Here is an 18,315-nt window from a genome sequence, read left to right as displayed (position 1 = left end):
CCACCTATGACAGAAAAAATCCTCATTGTTGAAGATGAATTAAACCTACGTAAACTGCTATCGATCATATTATCGCAGGAACATGATCAAGTTATCACCGTTGATAATGCTGAGGAAGCCATGTCCATCATTCAGCAGCAACCCATTGATCTCATCCTTATGGATAATCGGTTACCCGGAATGTCTGGATTAGAAGCATTGAAACAAATTAAAGAAGCTGATCCAGATATATTTATCATCTTGATGACTGCCTATGCGGGAGTGGATACCGCGGTCGAGGCGCTTAAACACGGTGCCATTGATTACATCGTTAAACCTTTCGATCTTAATGATTTGAAAGCACTGGTAAAACGAACATTAGAATTAGGTAAAGCCAAAAAACAGGGAATCAACTTATCCCCTAAAATTGAATTATCAACCTCAGATAATAAAGGTCATATACTCACCAATAGCCCCAACATGATGGAACTGTGCCGCAATATAGCTAAAGTTTCTCAAACCAAAACCACCGTACTGATTACCGGTGAAAGTGGTACCGGAAAAGAATTGGTGGCCAAAACCATTCACTACTACAGCACCCGATCAACCGGACCATTTATCAAAGTAAACTGTGGTGCACTTCCCGAAACCTTATTAGAGAGTACCCTCTTTGGACATGAAAAAGGCTCATTTACAGGTGCATACCAACGTCAAAAAGGCTTGTTTGAACGCGCACATCTAGGCACACTTTTTCTCGACGAAGTTGCCGAAATGTCCACCAATCTACAAGTAAAACTACTGCGGGTTATTCAAGAGAAAGAGTTTGAACCCATCGGCGGTAACAAACCGATTAAAACCGATTTCAGACTGATTGCAGCCACCAACCGAAGCTTACAAGACATGATTTCAAGCGGAGAATTCAGGCAAGATTTATTTTATCGCTTAAATGTGATGGGATTAAGTTTACCGCCCTTACGTGATCGCACCAACGATGTCATGCTGTTAGCACGTTATTTTGCCAATCAGTTTTGTCATGAGAACAACAAAGAATTACTGGACTTCTCCATTAGTGCCGTAGAAGTCCTCAACCAATACCATTGGCCGGGCAATGTACGTGAACTATCCAATGCCATCGAGCATGCAGTAATCATGTCAAACGGTCTATTTATTTATCCACAGGATCTGCCCGAGCACATCCTCACTCATCATAAAACACCAGCATTCAACCCCGATTTTGCAGAAACTGAACAACATGGCGTAACATTAAAAGACAAAGTCAAAAATTACGAAAAAGAACTCATCATCAACGAACTAAAGCGCAATCATGGTCACAGAGAAAATACCGCCAAATCACTTGGAATCAGTAAAAGAACGTTATTGTATAAAATACAAGAATACGAAATTGTAGAAACCATCGTCTAGAATTTTCATTTTCACCAGAATGAACAAAAGTTATCGGCAAAAATTTAAACAATTCTCATCCATACCAAGTGAAATACCAACAAATTTATCTTTATCATTATGGAAGGAATAAACCACTAATCACATCAACCAAAAAAATTATTCAATTTCGATCATATACCTAGCATGATTCATCCAAACCCTAATTCGACTAGTATTCAATTATCATAAACACCCTAATTATATATATAATCAACAACTAACGGAGCATGATCAGAAAATTTTTCATCTTTATAAACCATTGCTTGCTGTGCACAAGCGGCCAACTCTGGTGTAGTCAATTGATAATCAATGCGCCAGCCTACATCCTTAGCATATGCCCGTCCGCGATTACTCCACCACGTATAACCGGGTACCTCTGGGTATAGTGTACGCCAGATATCAACCCAGCCTAAATCATCAATGATTTGCGTTAGCCATTGTCGCTCTTCTGGTAAAAACCCAGAGTTTTTGATATTCCCTTTCCAGTTTTTCAAATCAATATTTTGGTGGGCAATATTCCAGTCTCCACAAATCACAATATCTCGTTGCAAAGCTCGTAATTCACGCAGTAAGGGCAAAAATTTATTCATAAAGCGAAATTTAGCTTGTTGTCTTTGTTCAGAACTACTACCCGAAGGCAAATAAACCGATATCACCGTTAATCGTCCAAAATCCGCTCGTACGTATCGTCCCTCATGATCAAAATCATCCCAACCCAAACCGATTTGAGTAAAATCTGGTTTCACTTTGCTATAAATAGCCACGCCACTATAACCCCTTTTTTCCGCGGTATGCCATATGCCGTACATCCCCAGAGGATTTTTCATCTCTGCTGACATATCTTTTTCCTGAGCTTTTAATTCCTGAACGCACACAATATCTGCCTGAGCTTGAGCCAGATAATTAATCAATCCTTTACTGACGGCAGATCGGATTCCGTTGACATTGACTGATATAATCCGCATTCGGCATGCCCTTTCAAATAATGATAAAATTTAAACAATCACTGATTAAATCATCTATTTTATCATTAAGGATCACCATGTCTGATTTCCGACAGGACTTTCTGCATTTTGCATTACAACAAAACGTCTTAAAATTTGGGCAATTTACCACCAAAGCTGGACGACAATCACCGTATTTTTTCAATGCCGGATTATTCAATGATGGCTCCAGCATATTACAACTGGCACGCTTTTACGCGCGCTCAATCTTATCCAGCGGCGTTCAATTTGATATGTTGTTTGGTCCAGCCTATAAAGGCATCATTTTGGCAGCAGCTACGGCAATGATGCTTGCCGAACAAGGTCGAAATGTACCCTATGCTTATAATCGTAAAGAAGTCAAAGATCATGGAGAAGGCGGCGTTCTCGTGGGCGCGCCTTTGCAAGGTAAAGTACTAATCATTGATGACGTCATTTCTGCCGGTACTTCTGTGCGCGAGTCAGTAGAAATTATCCAACAACATGGCGCAACGGCCGCAGGTGTTGCCATTGCGCTTGATCGAATGGAAAAAGGCAATAGTGATCATTCTGCAGTGCAAGAAGTGGAACAGCAATTTCAAATCCCAGTTATCCCGATTGCTACATTAAAAGATTTACTCCAGCTATTAGAAAGTGATGCCAAACTGGCGGAATACCGTCAGCCGGTTTCAGCCTATCGTCAGCAATATGGTGTATAGAAAAACCTGAAAGAAATGTAAAAAATGGCTGGATGACTCTCAAGCATATTATCCTACTGCTAAAGCATTAGAGCGAACATACATGAATTTTGACTACCTCTTGACTCAGTATGGTTATTTGGCCATTTTTTTATGTAGTATTTTTGAAGGTGAAACCATTTTAACCTTAGCCGGATTCTTTATCCACAAAGGCTATCTACATTTTTTTCCTGCTATGTTAAGTGCGGCCTGTGGTGGAATGTTAGGTGACCAGCTGTGCTTTTTTCTAGGGCGTTACTATGGTAGCCGTTTGTTGAAACATTTTCCCAAACTGACCCCCATGGTGGAGAAAACCGACAAAATGCTGTATAAACATAGTTCACTTATTATCATTTTAGTGCGCTTCATGTATGGTGTTCGTATTGCCGGCCCCATAGCTATCGGAATGAGTAAAGTTCCTTTCCTTCGTTTTGCTTTATTTAATATGATTGGAGCCCTACTCTGGGCTTTATTGATACTGAGTTTTGGTTTTATATTTGGTGAATCTACACATTGGATATTAGCTAAATATCAACATTATGCAAGATTAATCGTCATCATTGCGATTATCTTAATACTACTCATTATCATGGCAGCACTATGCCTAAAACAGCGTCACAAAAAAAAATCCTCTAACTAAAATCATTTACCCCTAATCAAATCAGTAGATACTCAAACTGCTCTAACACAAATGTTGTGTTTTCATTCACTTAAAACTTTATAAAATTCATTCATCATAACTATCCAAGACGAATTTGACTTTTTTGAATGCAGATAACCAATTATAAAAAGAAGATTGAAACATCTGAGCAAAATAACTTTAATACAATAATTGCCAGCGACTCAGTATCGTAATAAACAAAAAATAAACATTTAGGAAATGTAGCATGATACTATCACAAAATTTTTCAAACTGCTTATTTTCTAATCAATGAATGAGTACTCTAAAAAAATTCAAAATATAACGCTAACCCTATATGGATTTTCAGCAAAAACCCAAAAAATCTGCTCGAAATGCAGACCATTTTCTAAATGCTTTTAGCTAAATTTCATTGATGAACAACCACTTAACCTAGACAAAATAATTCTCAATGTCTAGTGCAAATTCCGAATAACTTAACCCCTTATCATTAGCCAAATATTAAGTCAGATGACACAAAAGCAAAACAAAAAACCCGCCGAAGCGGGTTTAATTTCAATACTGAGATAAACTCAAATTAGAATACGTGTTTCAGACCAACACCAAATGCAGTGGTTTTCTCTTTGCCTTGGTTTTCACCTAAGCCTTCACGTAACCATCCAGCCTGAACGTTAGCAGTAGTACTTTTAGAGAAACTGTAATCAGCACCTAACACAACCTGATCGTATTTGGTGTTTTTCTCTTTAATACCATTAATTTTAACGTTAAAGCCGTGAGCATAAGACAATTTCGGGAAAATGTTACCGAAATGATAACCTACAGTCAAAGCAGCTTCCTGTCCCTGATTGTCCACGGTCAAGTCATGGTCACCAACATCAATTTTTTCTTTAGAAGCCGGATCAACGATACTCAAATTGTTCAGACCACGGAAGTAAGAGCTGGTATTCTTAGTGAATTGATAGCCCACTGCTACAAATAAATTGTCAGCATCGTAACCACCTTCAATCCGGTGCACCTGCCCGTCTTTCATATCCTTATTCAAACGATCTAACTTAACAGCAGAGTTTTTCAGATAATCAAAACCATATTTGGCAAAGTATCCGGCATTTTGGTAATTCAGACCAACACTGTACTTATCCCCGGCGCCAATACCACGCTCGTATTCTGCATTGCGATCACCGTCATTGACGTTATCGCGTGGTGAATATAAAACATCGAAGTTAAAGCCCGCAAAATCAGGAGAATTGTAGGCAATACCAACATAGCGCTCACCAGTACGAGTAAATTTACCCAAACCTAAAACCTGATTATTGTATTCCCATGGATCAACAACATCCATATTAGCTTTCATGGCATTGCTAATGCGACCGGCTCGTACCGTACCAAAATCACTTTGCAAACCAATAAAAGAGTCGCGGTTAGCCAAGTTATCAGCTTTATCATTATTGTTGCCTAAATGAATAGCTGATTCCACCTGCCAGATAGCTTTCAGACCGTTGCCTAAATCTTCAGAGCCTTTAAAACCGATTCTTGAACCGTAGTCCGCAATACCATTCTGGTATGGACCACGACTTTCCCCACTAGTTTTAGTTGAAGAAGTTTCATAGCCTGCTTTCATTTGGCCATATAAAACAACCTCTGCCATAGCAGCAACCGGTAATGTAGTTAAAGCTAAAGCAATCAGGGTTTTTTTCATTACTGTATTCCTAATTTCAATGTCAAAAACACAAACTTCAAAAACCAAATGAAGCACTTTTGAAGTTTTACATCTATCGTCAAAATGACGAGTGAGCGGAATATATAGAGCGGATATTAAAAAAGCAAACCAGTGGCGGTGATTTCAAGCATGTGAAAATTCTACCGATAGCTGATTAAGTAAAATAAATATAAATCGATATCAGAAATGTTTTTTAAACAATCGATATAACCATTAAATTAGCGTTTTAATGCACTCATTCATGCATTAAGTTCACACTAATCACCATCTGCAATATATTCTTATATGTTTGAAAAATATTATTTAGAAAATTCAAATACAACACTTTAATCATCCATATTGGCAAGTAACATTGAGCTACTCGCTAAAATGGCTACGCATGCAATGAATTAGAAGTGTTTGCGTTTAGCGATGGAAGATAAGAATCCGTCATGATGAATTATTATTCAGTATCTATAAGCTGGTTTATTTATTCCCCATGACACTATTTTGAAAACACTCCCTTTTTTTGAAAGTTTTCATCGGCTGGGTTTTACGCTTAACTCACTCTGCAATATCACCCCAAACAGTTCTGTTAGCGGAAACGCAATGTAAATAGATTACGCTCTGTTATTCTTCAGCCAGACTTTTCAAACTGCTGTTACAGTTCTCCCTACTAACGCATGGGAATTATTGAACTGGTTAAACGATAAATAGATTAAAAAGCCAACTTTTACCCGGTCTTTTTTTAAAGGGTTTATTTATTTCGACACTTCAAATCTATTATCTTTAGCACTTAATATATAGGGCTTTCTATATCTTCTGCTAAAATTCCACACAAAAAAATAACCCTCTTCTACCCCATAACCAATATTTTTTTTGTCTCATCTATATTGGGAACATAGAATACATCTTTTGTAGTATCTGTTTTCCACTTATAAAGACATTGAATAAAGAACACATCTACAAATATTATCTGAATAGCATAATTATGCGAAAAACCTGATTTATCTTCTATTATTAAATTTCCTTTTAGATTGACAATTTCAAAATCACACCAATGGTGATTTTTAATAAAATATTGATTTTTACAATCGTATTTTCCATTTTCAAGGACATTTTAAAGTTTTATCAATATGTGAAGTCAATGCTGCGGTATTAAAGTTAGGCTTAAGATCTCCCAATTTTGTTTTTTCACATAAACCTTTTTCAGAATACCAATGATCATCAGTGGATAAATAATCCATAAAATTGATTTAGCATGATTCGCTTAAATCGAGCATGTATTTGGATCATACAAATTTAAAATTTAAATTTCTGGATCATAGAAATGATTTATCAGATTTAAAATTTGCCAGAAATGGAATAAATATACCCAGAAAGCTTAATACCTAAAGAGGTTAGTATTGATTTCAGAGCAATGTCCCCATACGGAGAAATACCTTTTTATTTTATTAAATAATACTAAATATTTTATTCTTGTATTATTTTAAAATGAAACAACCACTAACAAGTTGAGCAACACCTTTTAATTTCTATACGATTGCGAAGATACTCTAGCTAAAAACTAAATGAATTTTTAATAAACTAATCCCCAACTAAGAACAGTTTTAATTGTTCTATAGTCGGGGATCAATTTTAAGTACTAATCAGTATGTATTAACAACTAATTAGAATACGTGTTTCAGACCAACACCAAATGCAGTGGTTTTCTCTTTGCCTTGGTTTTCGCCTAAGCCTTCACGCAACCAACCAGCCTGAACGTTAGCAGTAGTACGTTTAGAGAAGCTGTAATCAGCACCTAACACAACTTGATCGTATTTGGTGTTTCTTTCTTTAGTACCGTTGATTTTAACGTTAAAGCCGTGAGCATAAGACAATTTCGGGAAAATATTACCGAAATGATAACCTACAGTCAAAGCAGCTTCTTGACCAGAGTTGTCCAACACTACATCGTGATCACCAACTGAAAGTTTACCATTATTCAATGCAGAGAAATGAGAAGTGGTGTTTTTAGTGAATTGGTAGCCTAAACCAACAAACCAGTTGTTAGCATCATAACCACCTTCTAAACGATGTACTTGGCCATCTTTTAGATCATCGTGATCGGTATAAACTCTCAAACCAGAGTTTTTCAGATAGTCCATGCCATATTTAACATAGAAACCACTGTTTTTGTAGTTTAAGCCCAAGCTGTATTTATCGCCAGAACCAATTCCTCTAAGATATTCAGTTTTACGATCGCCACCATTTGCGTTATCGCGAGGAGAATACAATAAAGAGAAATCAAAACCAGCCCAGTTTGGAGAATTATAGGCAATACCTACGTAACGTGCATCAGTACGAGTAAATTTACCCAGACCTAATGCATCGCTATTGTATTCCCATGCATCTACATCATCCATATTGGCATTGATCGCATTGCTGATACGACCGGCACGAACAGTACCAAATCTATCATGTTGTAAACCAATGAAAGAGTCACGGTTAGCTAAAGTGTCGCTGCTACCATTACCGTTACCTAAATGAATACGAGATTCAACTTGCCAGATAGCTTTCAGACCATTACCCAGATCTTCAGAACCTTTTACACCAATACGAGAACCGTAATCTGCGATTCCGTTCAAGTATGGATCTCTGTCTGCTCCAGTAACTTTAGAAGAATTTACTTCATAGCCTGCTTTCATCTGGCCGTACAAAACAACCTCAGCCATAGCGGCAACCGGCAAAGTGGTCAAAGCCAAAGCAATCAGGGTTTTTTTCATTGCTGTATTCCTTTTCTATGTCGAAAAAACAAACTTCAAAAACCTAATGAGCTTTTAAAGTTTTGCATTAATCGCCGCATTAGCGATTTCATGGCTATTAATATAATGCTTTAGTTGCAAAAAAACAATTTCATTTGCAAACACACAACACTTTGTTGGGGCTGAAAATATATCCAAAGTACAATTTACCACATTAATTACTTATAAATCAATAATTTGAATTGATTATAAATAACCATATTGCGCTTTAATTGACCTTTTATTGTGTTGCAAATTTTCAACACAACTAAAATGATAATGGTTATTTTAGCGTATGCATATTTATTAAAGAGCATCCATCCACTTACTTTTTAATTTAATTAATATCTTTAAGACTAAGTGTTGATATTCTAACTATCGGATACAACTATGCAGTGTTAGTTCAAATATTTATCACATCAAAATCTAATTTAAATTTAGGGGTAGAACATTAACCAGTTATTTAGGTCATAACTTTTTTAAGGTCGCTTTTTAAAGATAAAATGAGCAAGATGTAAGACGACTATTTCAGTTGTGAAAACATAAAAATCACTCAAAGATGTTTTCACTTCTGAGAGTTGAATTATTTTTTAGATCAAATCTCGCTAAATCAAATGTTCGGGGTAATTTTGACAACGGCAAGATCTCACTAATGATGATTCAATCCGTCTCAATTAGATAAAACACTCTTCAATCACATATACCAATAAAATTAAAAGCCTGAATACACAGACTCGACACTCAGAGTACGACTGTATTCAGGCAAAATATTTTACAATCAGAAAATCAGTAATCCACTAGCCATTTATTTTTGTTTCTATCTGCTCCATAACGAATGAAGTCGCCAAAATTTCTGTGGATGATTCAATTTGAACATCATTACGACGGCGTTTTGCTGTTGCATTCGCAACATGCTCTTCCAGGGTATCTGTATTAGGAATTTCTGACTGTACAGTATGTGTTTCAATCAATTGCAACGGGCCAAGATCAATGATGTGTTGCAAATCGATCGGGGACTCATTAATCGTGTTTAATATGCTATATGAATTCGAATTCAGCTCTTCAGTTTCCAATTCGACAGAATTATCTTGATTACTTGCGTTATCCTGCTGTATTCGTGCATCATCCTGCTGATTGATCACCATGGAAACAATATGTTGAACCTGCAGTACAGCCTGCTGTACGATCTCTTTTTCGTCATTGGTTGCTGAAGAGGCAGGTAAATGGCCATCATTTTTCATCTTGCCGAAGGTTTCTTGTGGCGCTAGAACTTGTTCAGTAACCTGTTGCACCTGATTAACGATGGCATGAATATCCAAATATCGGGTAATTTTGTTAGCCGAAGGAATATAACGACGATTTTTTTTACCATTTTGGCGACGATTGTCTTTTTGATGACGTGTTCGATTGCGTTTACCATGGTTATCATCCACGGCTAAATTAACCAGTAATGGTTTTTCATGCTGAACATCAGCAAATGCTTCTTCGGCAACCAAATTTAAATGTTCAGTATCGGATTTACGTGTTGAACGTTGACGACGGCGACGCTTGTTCTGACCATCATCTTTAACATCATTAGATCCTTGCGTTTGATTACCACAGTCGAATGGGATAATTAAATCCGCTGACTCAATATTATTTTGTTCTTCGTTGCGTTTACGTCGATCATTGGATCGATTGTCCGAATATTTATCCGCTGAAGTTTTACTAGCCGTTTCCACCGCATCATTTTTCTTAGTTGCCGACGTTTTTTTAGCTTGTTTATTAACTTGACCCTGACGTCTATCAGCAGTTTGTGGTTTACGCGTTCTTTTATTTCCAGCAATTGATTTTGCAGATTTATCTGATTTTTTGTCGACATCAGTTGAATTATCTGAAGACTTTTCTGTCCCAATCAAATTTTGCCACCAACTGGATAATTTTTTCCACCAGCTATCTGAGGTTACTTTCCTGCTAACCGATGTTTTGGCTATGACCGGAGCAGGTTGACTATGTTGAATACCTTTCACTGCTGCTTCAGGTTTCACTGGTTTATTTTGACCAATGGAAAAAGGCAATTCACCCGTATCCTCCGGCACTTTTACTTGGTGATAACTGGGGATGGTGTTTTCTTCAACATTATCGGTACGTACGCGCGTAACACTATAATGAGGATTTTCCAGATGAATATTTGGAATAAGTAATACACACAGATCTAAACGCTCTTCGAGTCCAAACAATTCTGCCCGTTTTTCATTCAACAGAAATGTTGCCACATCTACTGGTACCTGAACCCGCACTTCAGCGGTATTATCCTTCATCGCCTCTTCTTGGATAATACGCAATACATGTAGAGCAGTTGATTCAATACTGCGTATAAACCCAGTACCGGCACAGCGTGGACAAATGGTGTGACTACTTTCACCTAATGATGGCTTAAGACGTTGGCGAGAGAGTTCCATTAAACCAAAGCGTGATAATTTGGCCATTTGTACCCTCGCCCGGTCTTTTCTCAGGGCATCACGTAAAGTATTCTCTACGTCGCGCTGATTCTTGCTGTTCTCCATGTCGATGAAGTCAATCACCACCAAACCGCCAAGATCCCGCACACGCATTTGTCGAGCTACTTCTTCTGCCGCCTCCATATTGGTTTTGAAAGCAGTATCTTCAATATCCGCACCACGCGTTGCTCTGGCTGAATTGACATCAATAGAAACTAAAGCTTCAGTATGATCAATAACAATAGCTCCACCAGAAGGCAATGAAACTTCACGCGAAAAGGCTGACTCTATCTGTTGTTCAATTTGAAAACGAGAAAATAGCGGTGTGTGATCAGTATAATGTCTCAATCGGCTAGTATATGCCGGCATAACATAGGACATGAATTCACTAATCTGATCATACACATCTTGTGAATCAATTAAAATTTCACCAATATCAGGCTGAAAATAATCTCTTATTGCACGAATCAACAAAGAGCTTTCCATGAACAGCAAATAGGGTTCATTATGATGTGCAGCGGCCTGTTCAATAGCACGCCACAATTGCACCAAATAATTTAAATCCCACTGCAATTCTTCACAACTACGACCTATCCCCGCTGTCCGCGCAATTAAACTCATGCCATTTGGAACATTGAGCTCACTCATAGCTTGTTTAAGTTCTTGCCGATCTTCACCTTCAATCCGGCGCGAAACACCTCCTCCACGGGGATTGTTAGGCATCAAAACCAGATATCGTCCAGCCAGACTAATAAAGGTAGTTAAGGCTGCACCTTTGTTACCGCGCTCATCTTTTTCAACCTGAACGATAACTTCAATGCCTTCTGTTAAAACATCCTGTATGCGGACTCTTCCGCCCTCATAATTTTGAAAATAGCTACGTGATATTTCTTTAAAAGGTAAAAATCCATGGCGATCAGTACCATAATCGACAAAACACGCTTCCAGTGAAGGTTCGATCCTGGTAATAATACCCTTATAAATATTACCCTTACGCTGTTCCTTACCCAGCGTTTCGATATCCAGATCTATTAGATTCTGTCCATCGACTATTGCCACCCGCAACTCTTCTGCCTGCGTGGCATTAAATAACATTCGTTTCATGAAAACCTCGTTATCTACACTGACGAGGCGTTGTAATTAGTATTTGACACCCTAAGCCTTGCCTTCATTTATTACTGATGGCAAAACAAACAGGCTTTCATCATAAAGAAGGTAATAAAGAACATGTCGACGTGCTTAATACATATTCAGCACGAACGGCGCAACTGAGCAGCATCTACACTGCAGCGCTTATATAAGATAGCCATTCTTCTGTTATTTTGTCAGGTGCTTGGGCACTTTTGCAGCTGCGCAATCAGGTTTTGTCATTCCTTCTCACGTCTTAAACCGAGGCTTGCCACCCGATGGAGTCAAACTTAATTACTAACCCTTATTGTTGACGGCTGGTCAACAACTTGGGGAAATACGCCTGCAACAGTGCGTTTTTCCAGTAAATTCGTTAACATTTCATTTTTTTGTCGCAAAATACTAGCATTTCACGACAATAGGCAAAATGCGCCTTTTTCTGTTCAGTACCAATTGCCACTATGAGTTCGGCTATAATAACTGATGACTTCTATTAATTTATAAAAGCTTACGGATTATAAGCAAGATGACAGTTTTAAGCAAAGATTCAGTGCAATTTTTATGTGTCAGCTCAGAAAATGCTGGCCAGCGTTTGGATAATTTTTTGATACGAGAATTAAAAGGTGTACCTAAAAGTCATATCCAGCGGATTATCCGCAGTGGTGAGGTACGTCTAAATAAAAAGCGCTGCAAAGGTACTGATCGCATAGCAGCTGATGATGAGATTCGCTTACCACCTATTCGGGTTTCTACTAAAAACCCCTCTTTTTCCAACCAAGATATTTCCAATAAAGAATTTGAGGTAGTTTACGAAGATGATGTGCTCTTAGTGATTAATAAACCTACTGGTATTGCTGTACATGGCGGCAGTGGCGTGAGTTATGGCGTGATTGAGCAGCTTCGCCGTTCTCGTCCACAGGCGCGTTATCTGGAACTGGTACATCGATTGGATAAAGATACCAGCGGTTTATTAATGATTGCCAAAAAACGCAGTGCTTTGGTTAAGCTACATGAGTCCATCCGTATGAACCACCCACATAAGGTTTATTTGGCTTTGGCTCTCGGTAATTGGAATGAAAAGGTTCGTCAGATCAAATTACCCTTAATTAAATACACCGGTGCTCAAGGAGAAAAAATGGTCCGCGTTGCCGCTAAAGATCAACAAGGACAAAAAGCACATACTTTGTTTAAAGTACAACAATCTTATGCTGGAACTTTATTACATCAAAGCGGCATCTCGGCTTTAACATTATTAGAAGTGACATTAAAAACTGGGCGCACTCATCAGATTCGCGTACATATGCAATCTCAACAATGTCCTATAGCGGGTGATGAGCGATACGGGGATTATCAAATCAATAAACGATTACAAAAAATAGGGTTAAAAAGGATGTTTTTGCATGCATCGGAATTGACTATTCATCACCCAATAACTGGAGAGATCTTACAACTTTGTGCACCACTACCAGATGAACTTAAAAATTTTTTACAAAAATTGCCAGCTCTATCTAAGCATTCAGATTAAATAAGGGATTGATTTTGTCATTTTATTTGATCATATTCTGTAACCACTTTTTAAATTCTTCTCCATACTGATCATGACGCAAACTATATTCGACAAAAGTTTTCATATAACCCAATTTATCACCACAATCATGTGAATAACCATTGATAACAAAAGCATCAACGTCTTCCTGCTTAATCAATGCAGCAATAGCATCGGTCAATTGAATTTCCCCTCCTACTCCAGGAGTCGTTTTTTCTAATAATGACCAAATGTTTGCAGATAAAACATAACGACCAACTACAGCAAGATCCGAAGGTGCTTCCTCAATTAACGGTTTCTCTACAATATTCTTAATTGGTATACTACACCCAGCTTCAGTTTTCATACCATTACAATCAGCGATACCATATTTGTTGACTTCACTGGCAGGTACACGCTCTACCATAATCTGGCTATGATTAGTTTGCTCAAAACATTTTACCATTTTAGCCAAATTATCAGTGTTCAGATTACAGGAAAAATCATCTATCAATACATCTGGTAAAAGCACGGCAAATGACTCATTACCAATCACGGGTCGGGCACACAAGATCGCCTGACCAAGTCCATTGGCCTTTGGTTGATGAACCTGAATCAGATTGACATCGGGCGGGCAGATTTGACGTAAATTCTCTAGTACATCATTTTTGCCTTTATCCTGTAACAAACTTTCCAGTTCGAATGCGGGATTAAAATGATTAATTATAGCCGTTTTAAGACTATGATTAACCAAAACAATATCTTTGATACCAGCCGCAACACATTCTTTGACAATATATTGAATCAATGGTTTATCTACTAACGTCAGCATTTCTTTGGGAATGGCTTTTGTAGCTGGTAACATCCGCGTTCCAAATCCTGCCACAGGAATCACTGCTTTCATTTATTTCCTTAATTTTGATTGGATTTAATTTAAAGTATATAAAAAATCTGAATTGAAAAATAGCTGGTAAGTCTATTTTGAGCCATCATGCAAAGACACATGATGGCTTTTAAAATTGGTTATCTGTTGTTCGATCATGGCAACATAATTAAATTTTTATGTATACAAAATCATGCACCAATATTTTTTTAGGCTAGTTTTGACAAGGATTGGAATACTTCAGCTATCACCAAAGCTCCTGGATCGATAACACCTTTCAAATTATCTTGATTAACATAAGATGATCGCCCTGCTCCAGCTTTACTCATCGATGCTGTTTTTTCAGCACCATATTGTGCCGCATCTGCAGCCTGCTCAAATCCGTCTTTTTGCCATGCCTGCAATGCAGGTTGTAAAGCATCGATCAAGGTTCGGTCACCCACATCGGCACCGCCATAAAGCTTCATCTGTTCCAGTCCAAACCAAAATGCATCTACTAGTGATTCACCTTTGAGCATATGTTGCCCTGCTGCGGTAAAGAAAATCGACATTAACACGCCACTGGATCCGCCCATAACAGTCGCTAATCGATCTCCTATCAACAAAAGCAATTGTGGTACATCATTAAGAGGTAATTGTTGTTTTTCCAAGAGTAAGGCAATATCCTGAGCACCATGAGCAAAAGTGGTTCCAGTATCTCCGTCTCCTACCTTAGCATCCAGAGCATTAAGCTGATTTTCCAGATTGATGAGTGTGGATGTTATGGTTTTAAGAACAGTAGCTATTTGAGTATTTTCAGAATATGAATAATTGATGTTTTTAGCCACAGCCGTTTGAGTCAGGGTGGGTAAAGGGGCAAAAGCAACAGGATTTTGCCAGCCTAGGGTCTCCACAGGTGCTTTTATGGCCTGTTCAAAAAAATCATTTAGTTTTAATAATGACAGGGAAAAACCCTTCATGTCCAAAGAAGTGACCAAGGGTGCAGGCCCGATAAGATAATCAATCTGATCGTGTAAATTTGAATGTGCCAATTCTCGCGTTAGAACAGCCATTTCCAATGCCGAAACACCACCCAGATTATTGATCATGACAGCAAATCGACCAGTACCGGCATATTTTTGTAACTGTTCGACCATGGTAGCAATAACAACTTTACTGTTTTGAGTAGTTATTACTGATCCACCAGGCTCTCCATGTATACCAAGCCCCAATTCACAACCATTTGTCTCAATTACTCTTTTTTCCTCATGACCAGGTAAATGGCAACTCTGCATAGCCACGCCGAGGCTCCATAATTGATCACAAGTTTGTTGAGCTAAATCGCGGATTTCAGCCAAGCATTTTCCAGCTTCCGCCGCAAAGCCTGCAATTTTATGAACCAATACGGTACCGGCAATACCTCGTGGCTGATGATTATCTGGTAAGGCCACATCATCTGCAACGATGACCATTTCAACATTTAAACCCATTGCTTTGGCTTTTTCAGCAGCCAAGCCAAAATTCAATCTATCTCCAGTATAATTTTTTACGATTAATAAACAACCATGCTCACCTGTTACAGCGACGATAGCATTCAAAACCGCATCAACACTTGGGGAGGCAAACAAGTCACCGCATACTGCTGCAGTCAACATCCCTTTGCCCACAAATCCAGCATGTGCTGGCTCATGTCCAGACCCTCCGCCAGAAATAATCGCAACACGACTTTTATCCCAATCTTGTCTTACAACTACACGGATCGCTGGATCAATATCCAGTTTGACAAGATTAGCGCGTGGAGCAGAAATAATTAAACCTTCGATCGCATCATTCACTAAGTGTTGACGATCATCATAGAAAAATTTGGACATATGATTTGATAACCCCAAAAATAATTTACGTGACCAATAATATTTAACTCGAAAATAAATTTTTTATGGTTACAACTGTATACTAATCACATAGGCATACTACCTAGCAGAACATAATTGATTATTTCGGAAACAATATGGCAAAAATATCAAATTAATTTGTATTATAACAATCAAATTGCAACAGTTACGCTTAATCGATCATATGTCAAATTCTAAGCAATAATATATCATCATTATACTTATATATAAAATTTTATAGCTTCAACTGATTAATAATGCAAAATCTTTAGCAAAAATCTTACAAGCAAACCTCACCCAAATTACATTATCAAAAGTGTCTCATCTTAAAAAAATAAATAATTATTTATAAAAATTTATGCGTTTAATCTTTATGAATAATGATCTAGCAAAATATAACATATTTTTCAAATATTTTGTCAACATCATCAAACCCATATATAATTTCTTGTCCTAATTTCATTATTATTAGCCATCATTGTAATCTCGGTTATATAGTGCATAATGAAACCATTTTTGTGTAACTTAGTGACTATTGATATCTTAAAAAAAACTTGAAAGCTCACCTAAATGAAAAATGACAAAATGGATTTTACCAATCACGATCACAATAATAATATCAATAATTGGGAACGTGGCATACTGGAAAAACTCTTACTCGAAGTTTATAAAGTCCAACAACGCACCCGTATGTGGCGTTGGGTATGGCGCATATTTTGGATATTTTTGCTTTTAATAATAATCAGTGGAATTTTTGGTACGAAAAGTGAGGTAAAAATAAGAGAAAACCATACTGCCGTAATAGATTTAAGTGGCGTCATTGATAGCGAAACCAACCAGGCGGATGTGTTACATGAGGGTTTGGAGAATGCCTATAAAGCCAAAAATGTAAAAGGAATTATTATCCGCGCCAATAGTCCTGGTGGTTCGCCAGTTATATCCAGTATTGCCTACCAAGAAATTCGCAATATGAAGGCGAAGAACCCCAATATACCAGTATATGTCGTTATTGAGGACATGTGTGCATCTGGTTGTTACTATATCGCCAGTGCTGCTGACAAAATTTATGCTGATCAATCAAGTTTAGTTGGCAGTATCGGGGTCATTGGCAGCAGCTTTGATTTTACCGGCCTGATCGAAAAACTAGGTATTAAACGTCGTGTAAAAATTGCTGGCAATAATAAAGATATGGGTGATCCGTTTGTTCCCGAAACCCCTGAACAACAGCAAATTTGGAAACAAATGTTGAGTAGCATTCACAACCAATTTATCAATGCTGTTAAGCAAGGCCGAGGAAACCGTTTGAAGTATACTGAAAATCCTGACGTTTTCAGCGGTCGAGCCTATACCGGAGAAGAAGGTAAAGCAGTAGGACTAATAGATGATTATGGCAATATTTATACTATTTCACGCGATGTCATCAAGGCACCAGTGTTGGTCAATTACACACCGGATAATAAATGGAGTAAATTACTCGGTCGACACTTAAGTAGTGAATTACAACATAATATTCAGGGAATGATGCAGAGACCCTGGTAATATAAAAGCTGTCCTCCACGGACAGCTTTTTTTACTAAAAGTAAATAAGAGACGATTTTTATTCTATAGGTTCTTTGCAGCAAAACTGCATGAATCACTCTAAATCTCCAGCAAAACAGCCTAGATGACTGAAGATATAAAAGACTTCATTGCGAGCATATCACCTGGAAGGCTACCAATTACAGCACGACCTGTGCTATTTAATGTTAGTTTTTTTTATCAAGCCATCATCAATTAATCCATAACAATTTAGCCGATTGAAGCGAAAACATGATTTAATTAATGTCTAATTAACTTTCCTGTTTAGTCTTTTTGGCAAAACATGTAATTGCATAATAAATGTCATCAATATCAATATAAATTGTCAATTAAATAACAAATTTATGCACCGTATACTGTTTTAAATAGATAAATTAACCAGTAAATAAACAGATTTAAAACGCCATAAATAAGTTTAAGACAACCATCAGTGTCAAGTTTGTATACATGCCCTAAATACATGCTGAATGCTGTGTTGCTCAGCCTATATAAATGAACGCCATAACCACTCAATTGATCTTAGCTAAACCAACTGATCCTTATCTAACTTGATGATAAATTTACAGGCGTTCCTCTTTGCCATAAATTCATCCCGCTTCTCTTTTATTAA

General features: G+C 37.6%; 11 protein-coding genes. 5 read left to right on the top strand and 6 right to left on the bottom strand.

Going from position 1 to position 18,315, the window contains the following annotated elements:
* Nucleotides 1-6: 6 nt before the first annotated feature.
* Nucleotides 7-1,401, top strand: a complete 1,395-nt coding sequence (locus J3U68_RS02095) for a sigma 54-interacting transcriptional regulator (RefSeq protein WP_267374081.1) — start codon at nucleotides 7-9, stop codon at nucleotides 1,399-1,401.
* A gap of 215 nt (nucleotides 1,402-1,616) precedes the next feature.
* Here the strand turns inward: J3U68_RS02095 and J3U68_RS02090 are convergent, their stop codons facing one another.
* The gene (locus J3U68_RS02090; RefSeq protein ID WP_267374079.1) at nucleotides 1,617-2,387 is read right to left on the bottom strand and encodes an exodeoxyribonuclease III; all 771 of its coding nucleotides are present in this window, start codon (nucleotides 2,385-2,387) and stop codon (nucleotides 1,617-1,619) included.
* A 77-nt stretch (nucleotides 2,388-2,464) separates the two neighbouring features.
* Here J3U68_RS02090 and pyrE point away from each other — a divergent pair, with 77 nt between their 5' ends.
* Nucleotides 2,465-3,103, top strand: coding sequence for an orotate phosphoribosyltransferase (gene pyrE, locus J3U68_RS02085; RefSeq protein WP_267374077.1), 639 nt, complete (start codon nucleotides 2,465-2,467; stop codon nucleotides 3,101-3,103).
* Between the two features lie 82 nt (nucleotides 3,104-3,185).
* Nucleotides 3,186-3,761, top strand: coding sequence for a DedA family protein (locus J3U68_RS02080; protein ID WP_267374075.1), 576 nt, complete (start codon nucleotides 3,186-3,188; stop codon nucleotides 3,759-3,761).
* A gap of 577 nt (nucleotides 3,762-4,338) precedes the next feature.
* Here J3U68_RS02080 and J3U68_RS02075 read toward each other — a convergent pair.
* From J3U68_RS02075 to J3U68_RS02065, 3 genes are all read right to left on the bottom strand, one after another.
* Nucleotides 4,339-5,457: a porin gene (locus tag J3U68_RS02075; protein ID WP_267374073.1), complete on the bottom strand. Its 1,119-nt coding sequence runs from the start codon at nucleotides 5,455-5,457 to the stop codon at nucleotides 4,339-4,341.
* A 1,670-nt stretch (nucleotides 5,458-7,127) separates the two neighbouring features.
* On the bottom strand, nucleotides 7,128-8,222 hold the full coding sequence (locus tag J3U68_RS02070; protein WP_267374071.1) for a porin: 1,095 nt from the start codon (nucleotides 8,220-8,222) through the stop codon (nucleotides 7,128-7,130).
* An 815-nt stretch (nucleotides 8,223-9,037) separates the two neighbouring features.
* On the bottom strand, nucleotides 9,038-11,824 hold the full coding sequence (locus J3U68_RS02065) for an Rne/Rng family ribonuclease (RefSeq protein WP_267374069.1): 2,787 nt from the start codon (nucleotides 11,822-11,824) through the stop codon (nucleotides 9,038-9,040).
* Between the two features lie 550 nt (nucleotides 11,825-12,374).
* Here J3U68_RS02065 and J3U68_RS02060 point away from each other — a divergent pair.
* Nucleotides 12,375-13,373: an RluA family pseudouridine synthase gene (locus J3U68_RS02060; RefSeq protein WP_267374067.1), complete on the top strand. Its 999-nt coding sequence runs from the start codon at nucleotides 12,375-12,377 to the stop codon at nucleotides 13,371-13,373.
* 22 nt (nucleotides 13,374-13,395) lie between these two features.
* Here the strand turns inward: J3U68_RS02060 and galU are convergent, their stop codons facing one another.
* Both galU and J3U68_RS02050 read right to left on the bottom strand, forming a co-directional pair.
* A complete protein-coding gene (galU, locus tag J3U68_RS02055) occupies nucleotides 13,396-14,277 on the bottom strand; it encodes a UTP--glucose-1-phosphate uridylyltransferase GalU (protein WP_267374065.1) in 882 nt (293 codons plus the stop codon).
* Nucleotides 14,278-14,465: 188 nt separating this feature from the next.
* Nucleotides 14,466-16,106 (bottom strand): dihydroxyacetone kinase subunit DhaK, encoded by a 1,641-nt coding sequence (locus tag J3U68_RS02050; protein ID WP_267374062.1) that lies wholly within the window; start codon nucleotides 16,104-16,106, stop codon nucleotides 14,466-14,468.
* Between the two features lie 591 nt (nucleotides 16,107-16,697).
* On the opposite strand from J3U68_RS02050, the gene J3U68_RS02045 reads away from it, so the two are divergent.
* On the top strand, nucleotides 16,698-17,666 hold the full coding sequence (locus J3U68_RS02045; RefSeq protein ID WP_267374060.1) for a S49 family peptidase: 969 nt from the start codon (nucleotides 16,698-16,700) through the stop codon (nucleotides 17,664-17,666).
* The last annotated feature ends 649 nt before the right edge of the window (nucleotides 17,667-18,315 follow it).

The organism is Snodgrassella sp. B3882 (assembly GCF_026535915.1).
Lineage (GTDB): Bacteria > Pseudomonadota > Gammaproteobacteria > Burkholderiales > Neisseriaceae > Snodgrassella.
The sequence above is the reverse complement of the archived record's forward strand: the minus strand, read 5'-3'. Positions and strand labels throughout refer to the sequence as shown.

Excerpts from the sequence above, each read along its gene's own strand:
- J3U68_RS02095 (WP_267374081.1), top strand. The coding sequence starts at position 7 with ATGACAGAAAAAATCCTCATTGTTGAAGATGAATTAAACCTACGTAAA.
- J3U68_RS02090 (WP_267374079.1), bottom strand. The coding sequence starts at position 2,387 with ATGCGGATTATATCAGTCAATGTCAACGGAATCCGATCTGCCGTCAGT.
- pyrE (WP_267374077.1), top strand. The coding sequence starts at position 2,465 with ATGTCTGATTTCCGACAGGACTTTCTGCATTTTGCATTACAACAAAAC.
- J3U68_RS02080 (WP_267374075.1), top strand. The coding sequence starts at position 3,186 with ATGAATTTTGACTACCTCTTGACTCAGTATGGTTATTTGGCCATTTTT.
- J3U68_RS02075 (WP_267374073.1), bottom strand. The coding sequence starts at position 5,457 with ATGAAAAAAACCCTGATTGCTTTAGCTTTAACTACATTACCGGTTGCT.
- J3U68_RS02070 (WP_267374071.1), bottom strand. The coding sequence starts at position 8,222 with ATGAAAAAAACCCTGATTGCTTTGGCTTTGACCACTTTGCCGGTTGCC.
- J3U68_RS02065 (WP_267374069.1), bottom strand. The coding sequence starts at position 11,824 with ATGAAACGAATGTTATTTAATGCCACGCAGGCAGAAGAGTTGCGGGTG.
- J3U68_RS02060 (WP_267374067.1), top strand. The coding sequence starts at position 12,375 with ATGACAGTTTTAAGCAAAGATTCAGTGCAATTTTTATGTGTCAGCTCA.
- galU (WP_267374065.1), bottom strand. The coding sequence starts at position 14,277 with ATGAAAGCAGTGATTCCTGTGGCAGGATTTGGAACGCGGATGTTACCA.
- J3U68_RS02050 (WP_267374062.1), bottom strand. The coding sequence starts at position 16,106 with ATGTCCAAATTTTTCTATGATGATCGTCAACACTTAGTGAATGATGCG.
- J3U68_RS02045 (WP_267374060.1), top strand. The coding sequence starts at position 16,698 with ATGAAAAATGACAAAATGGATTTTACCAATCACGATCACAATAATAAT.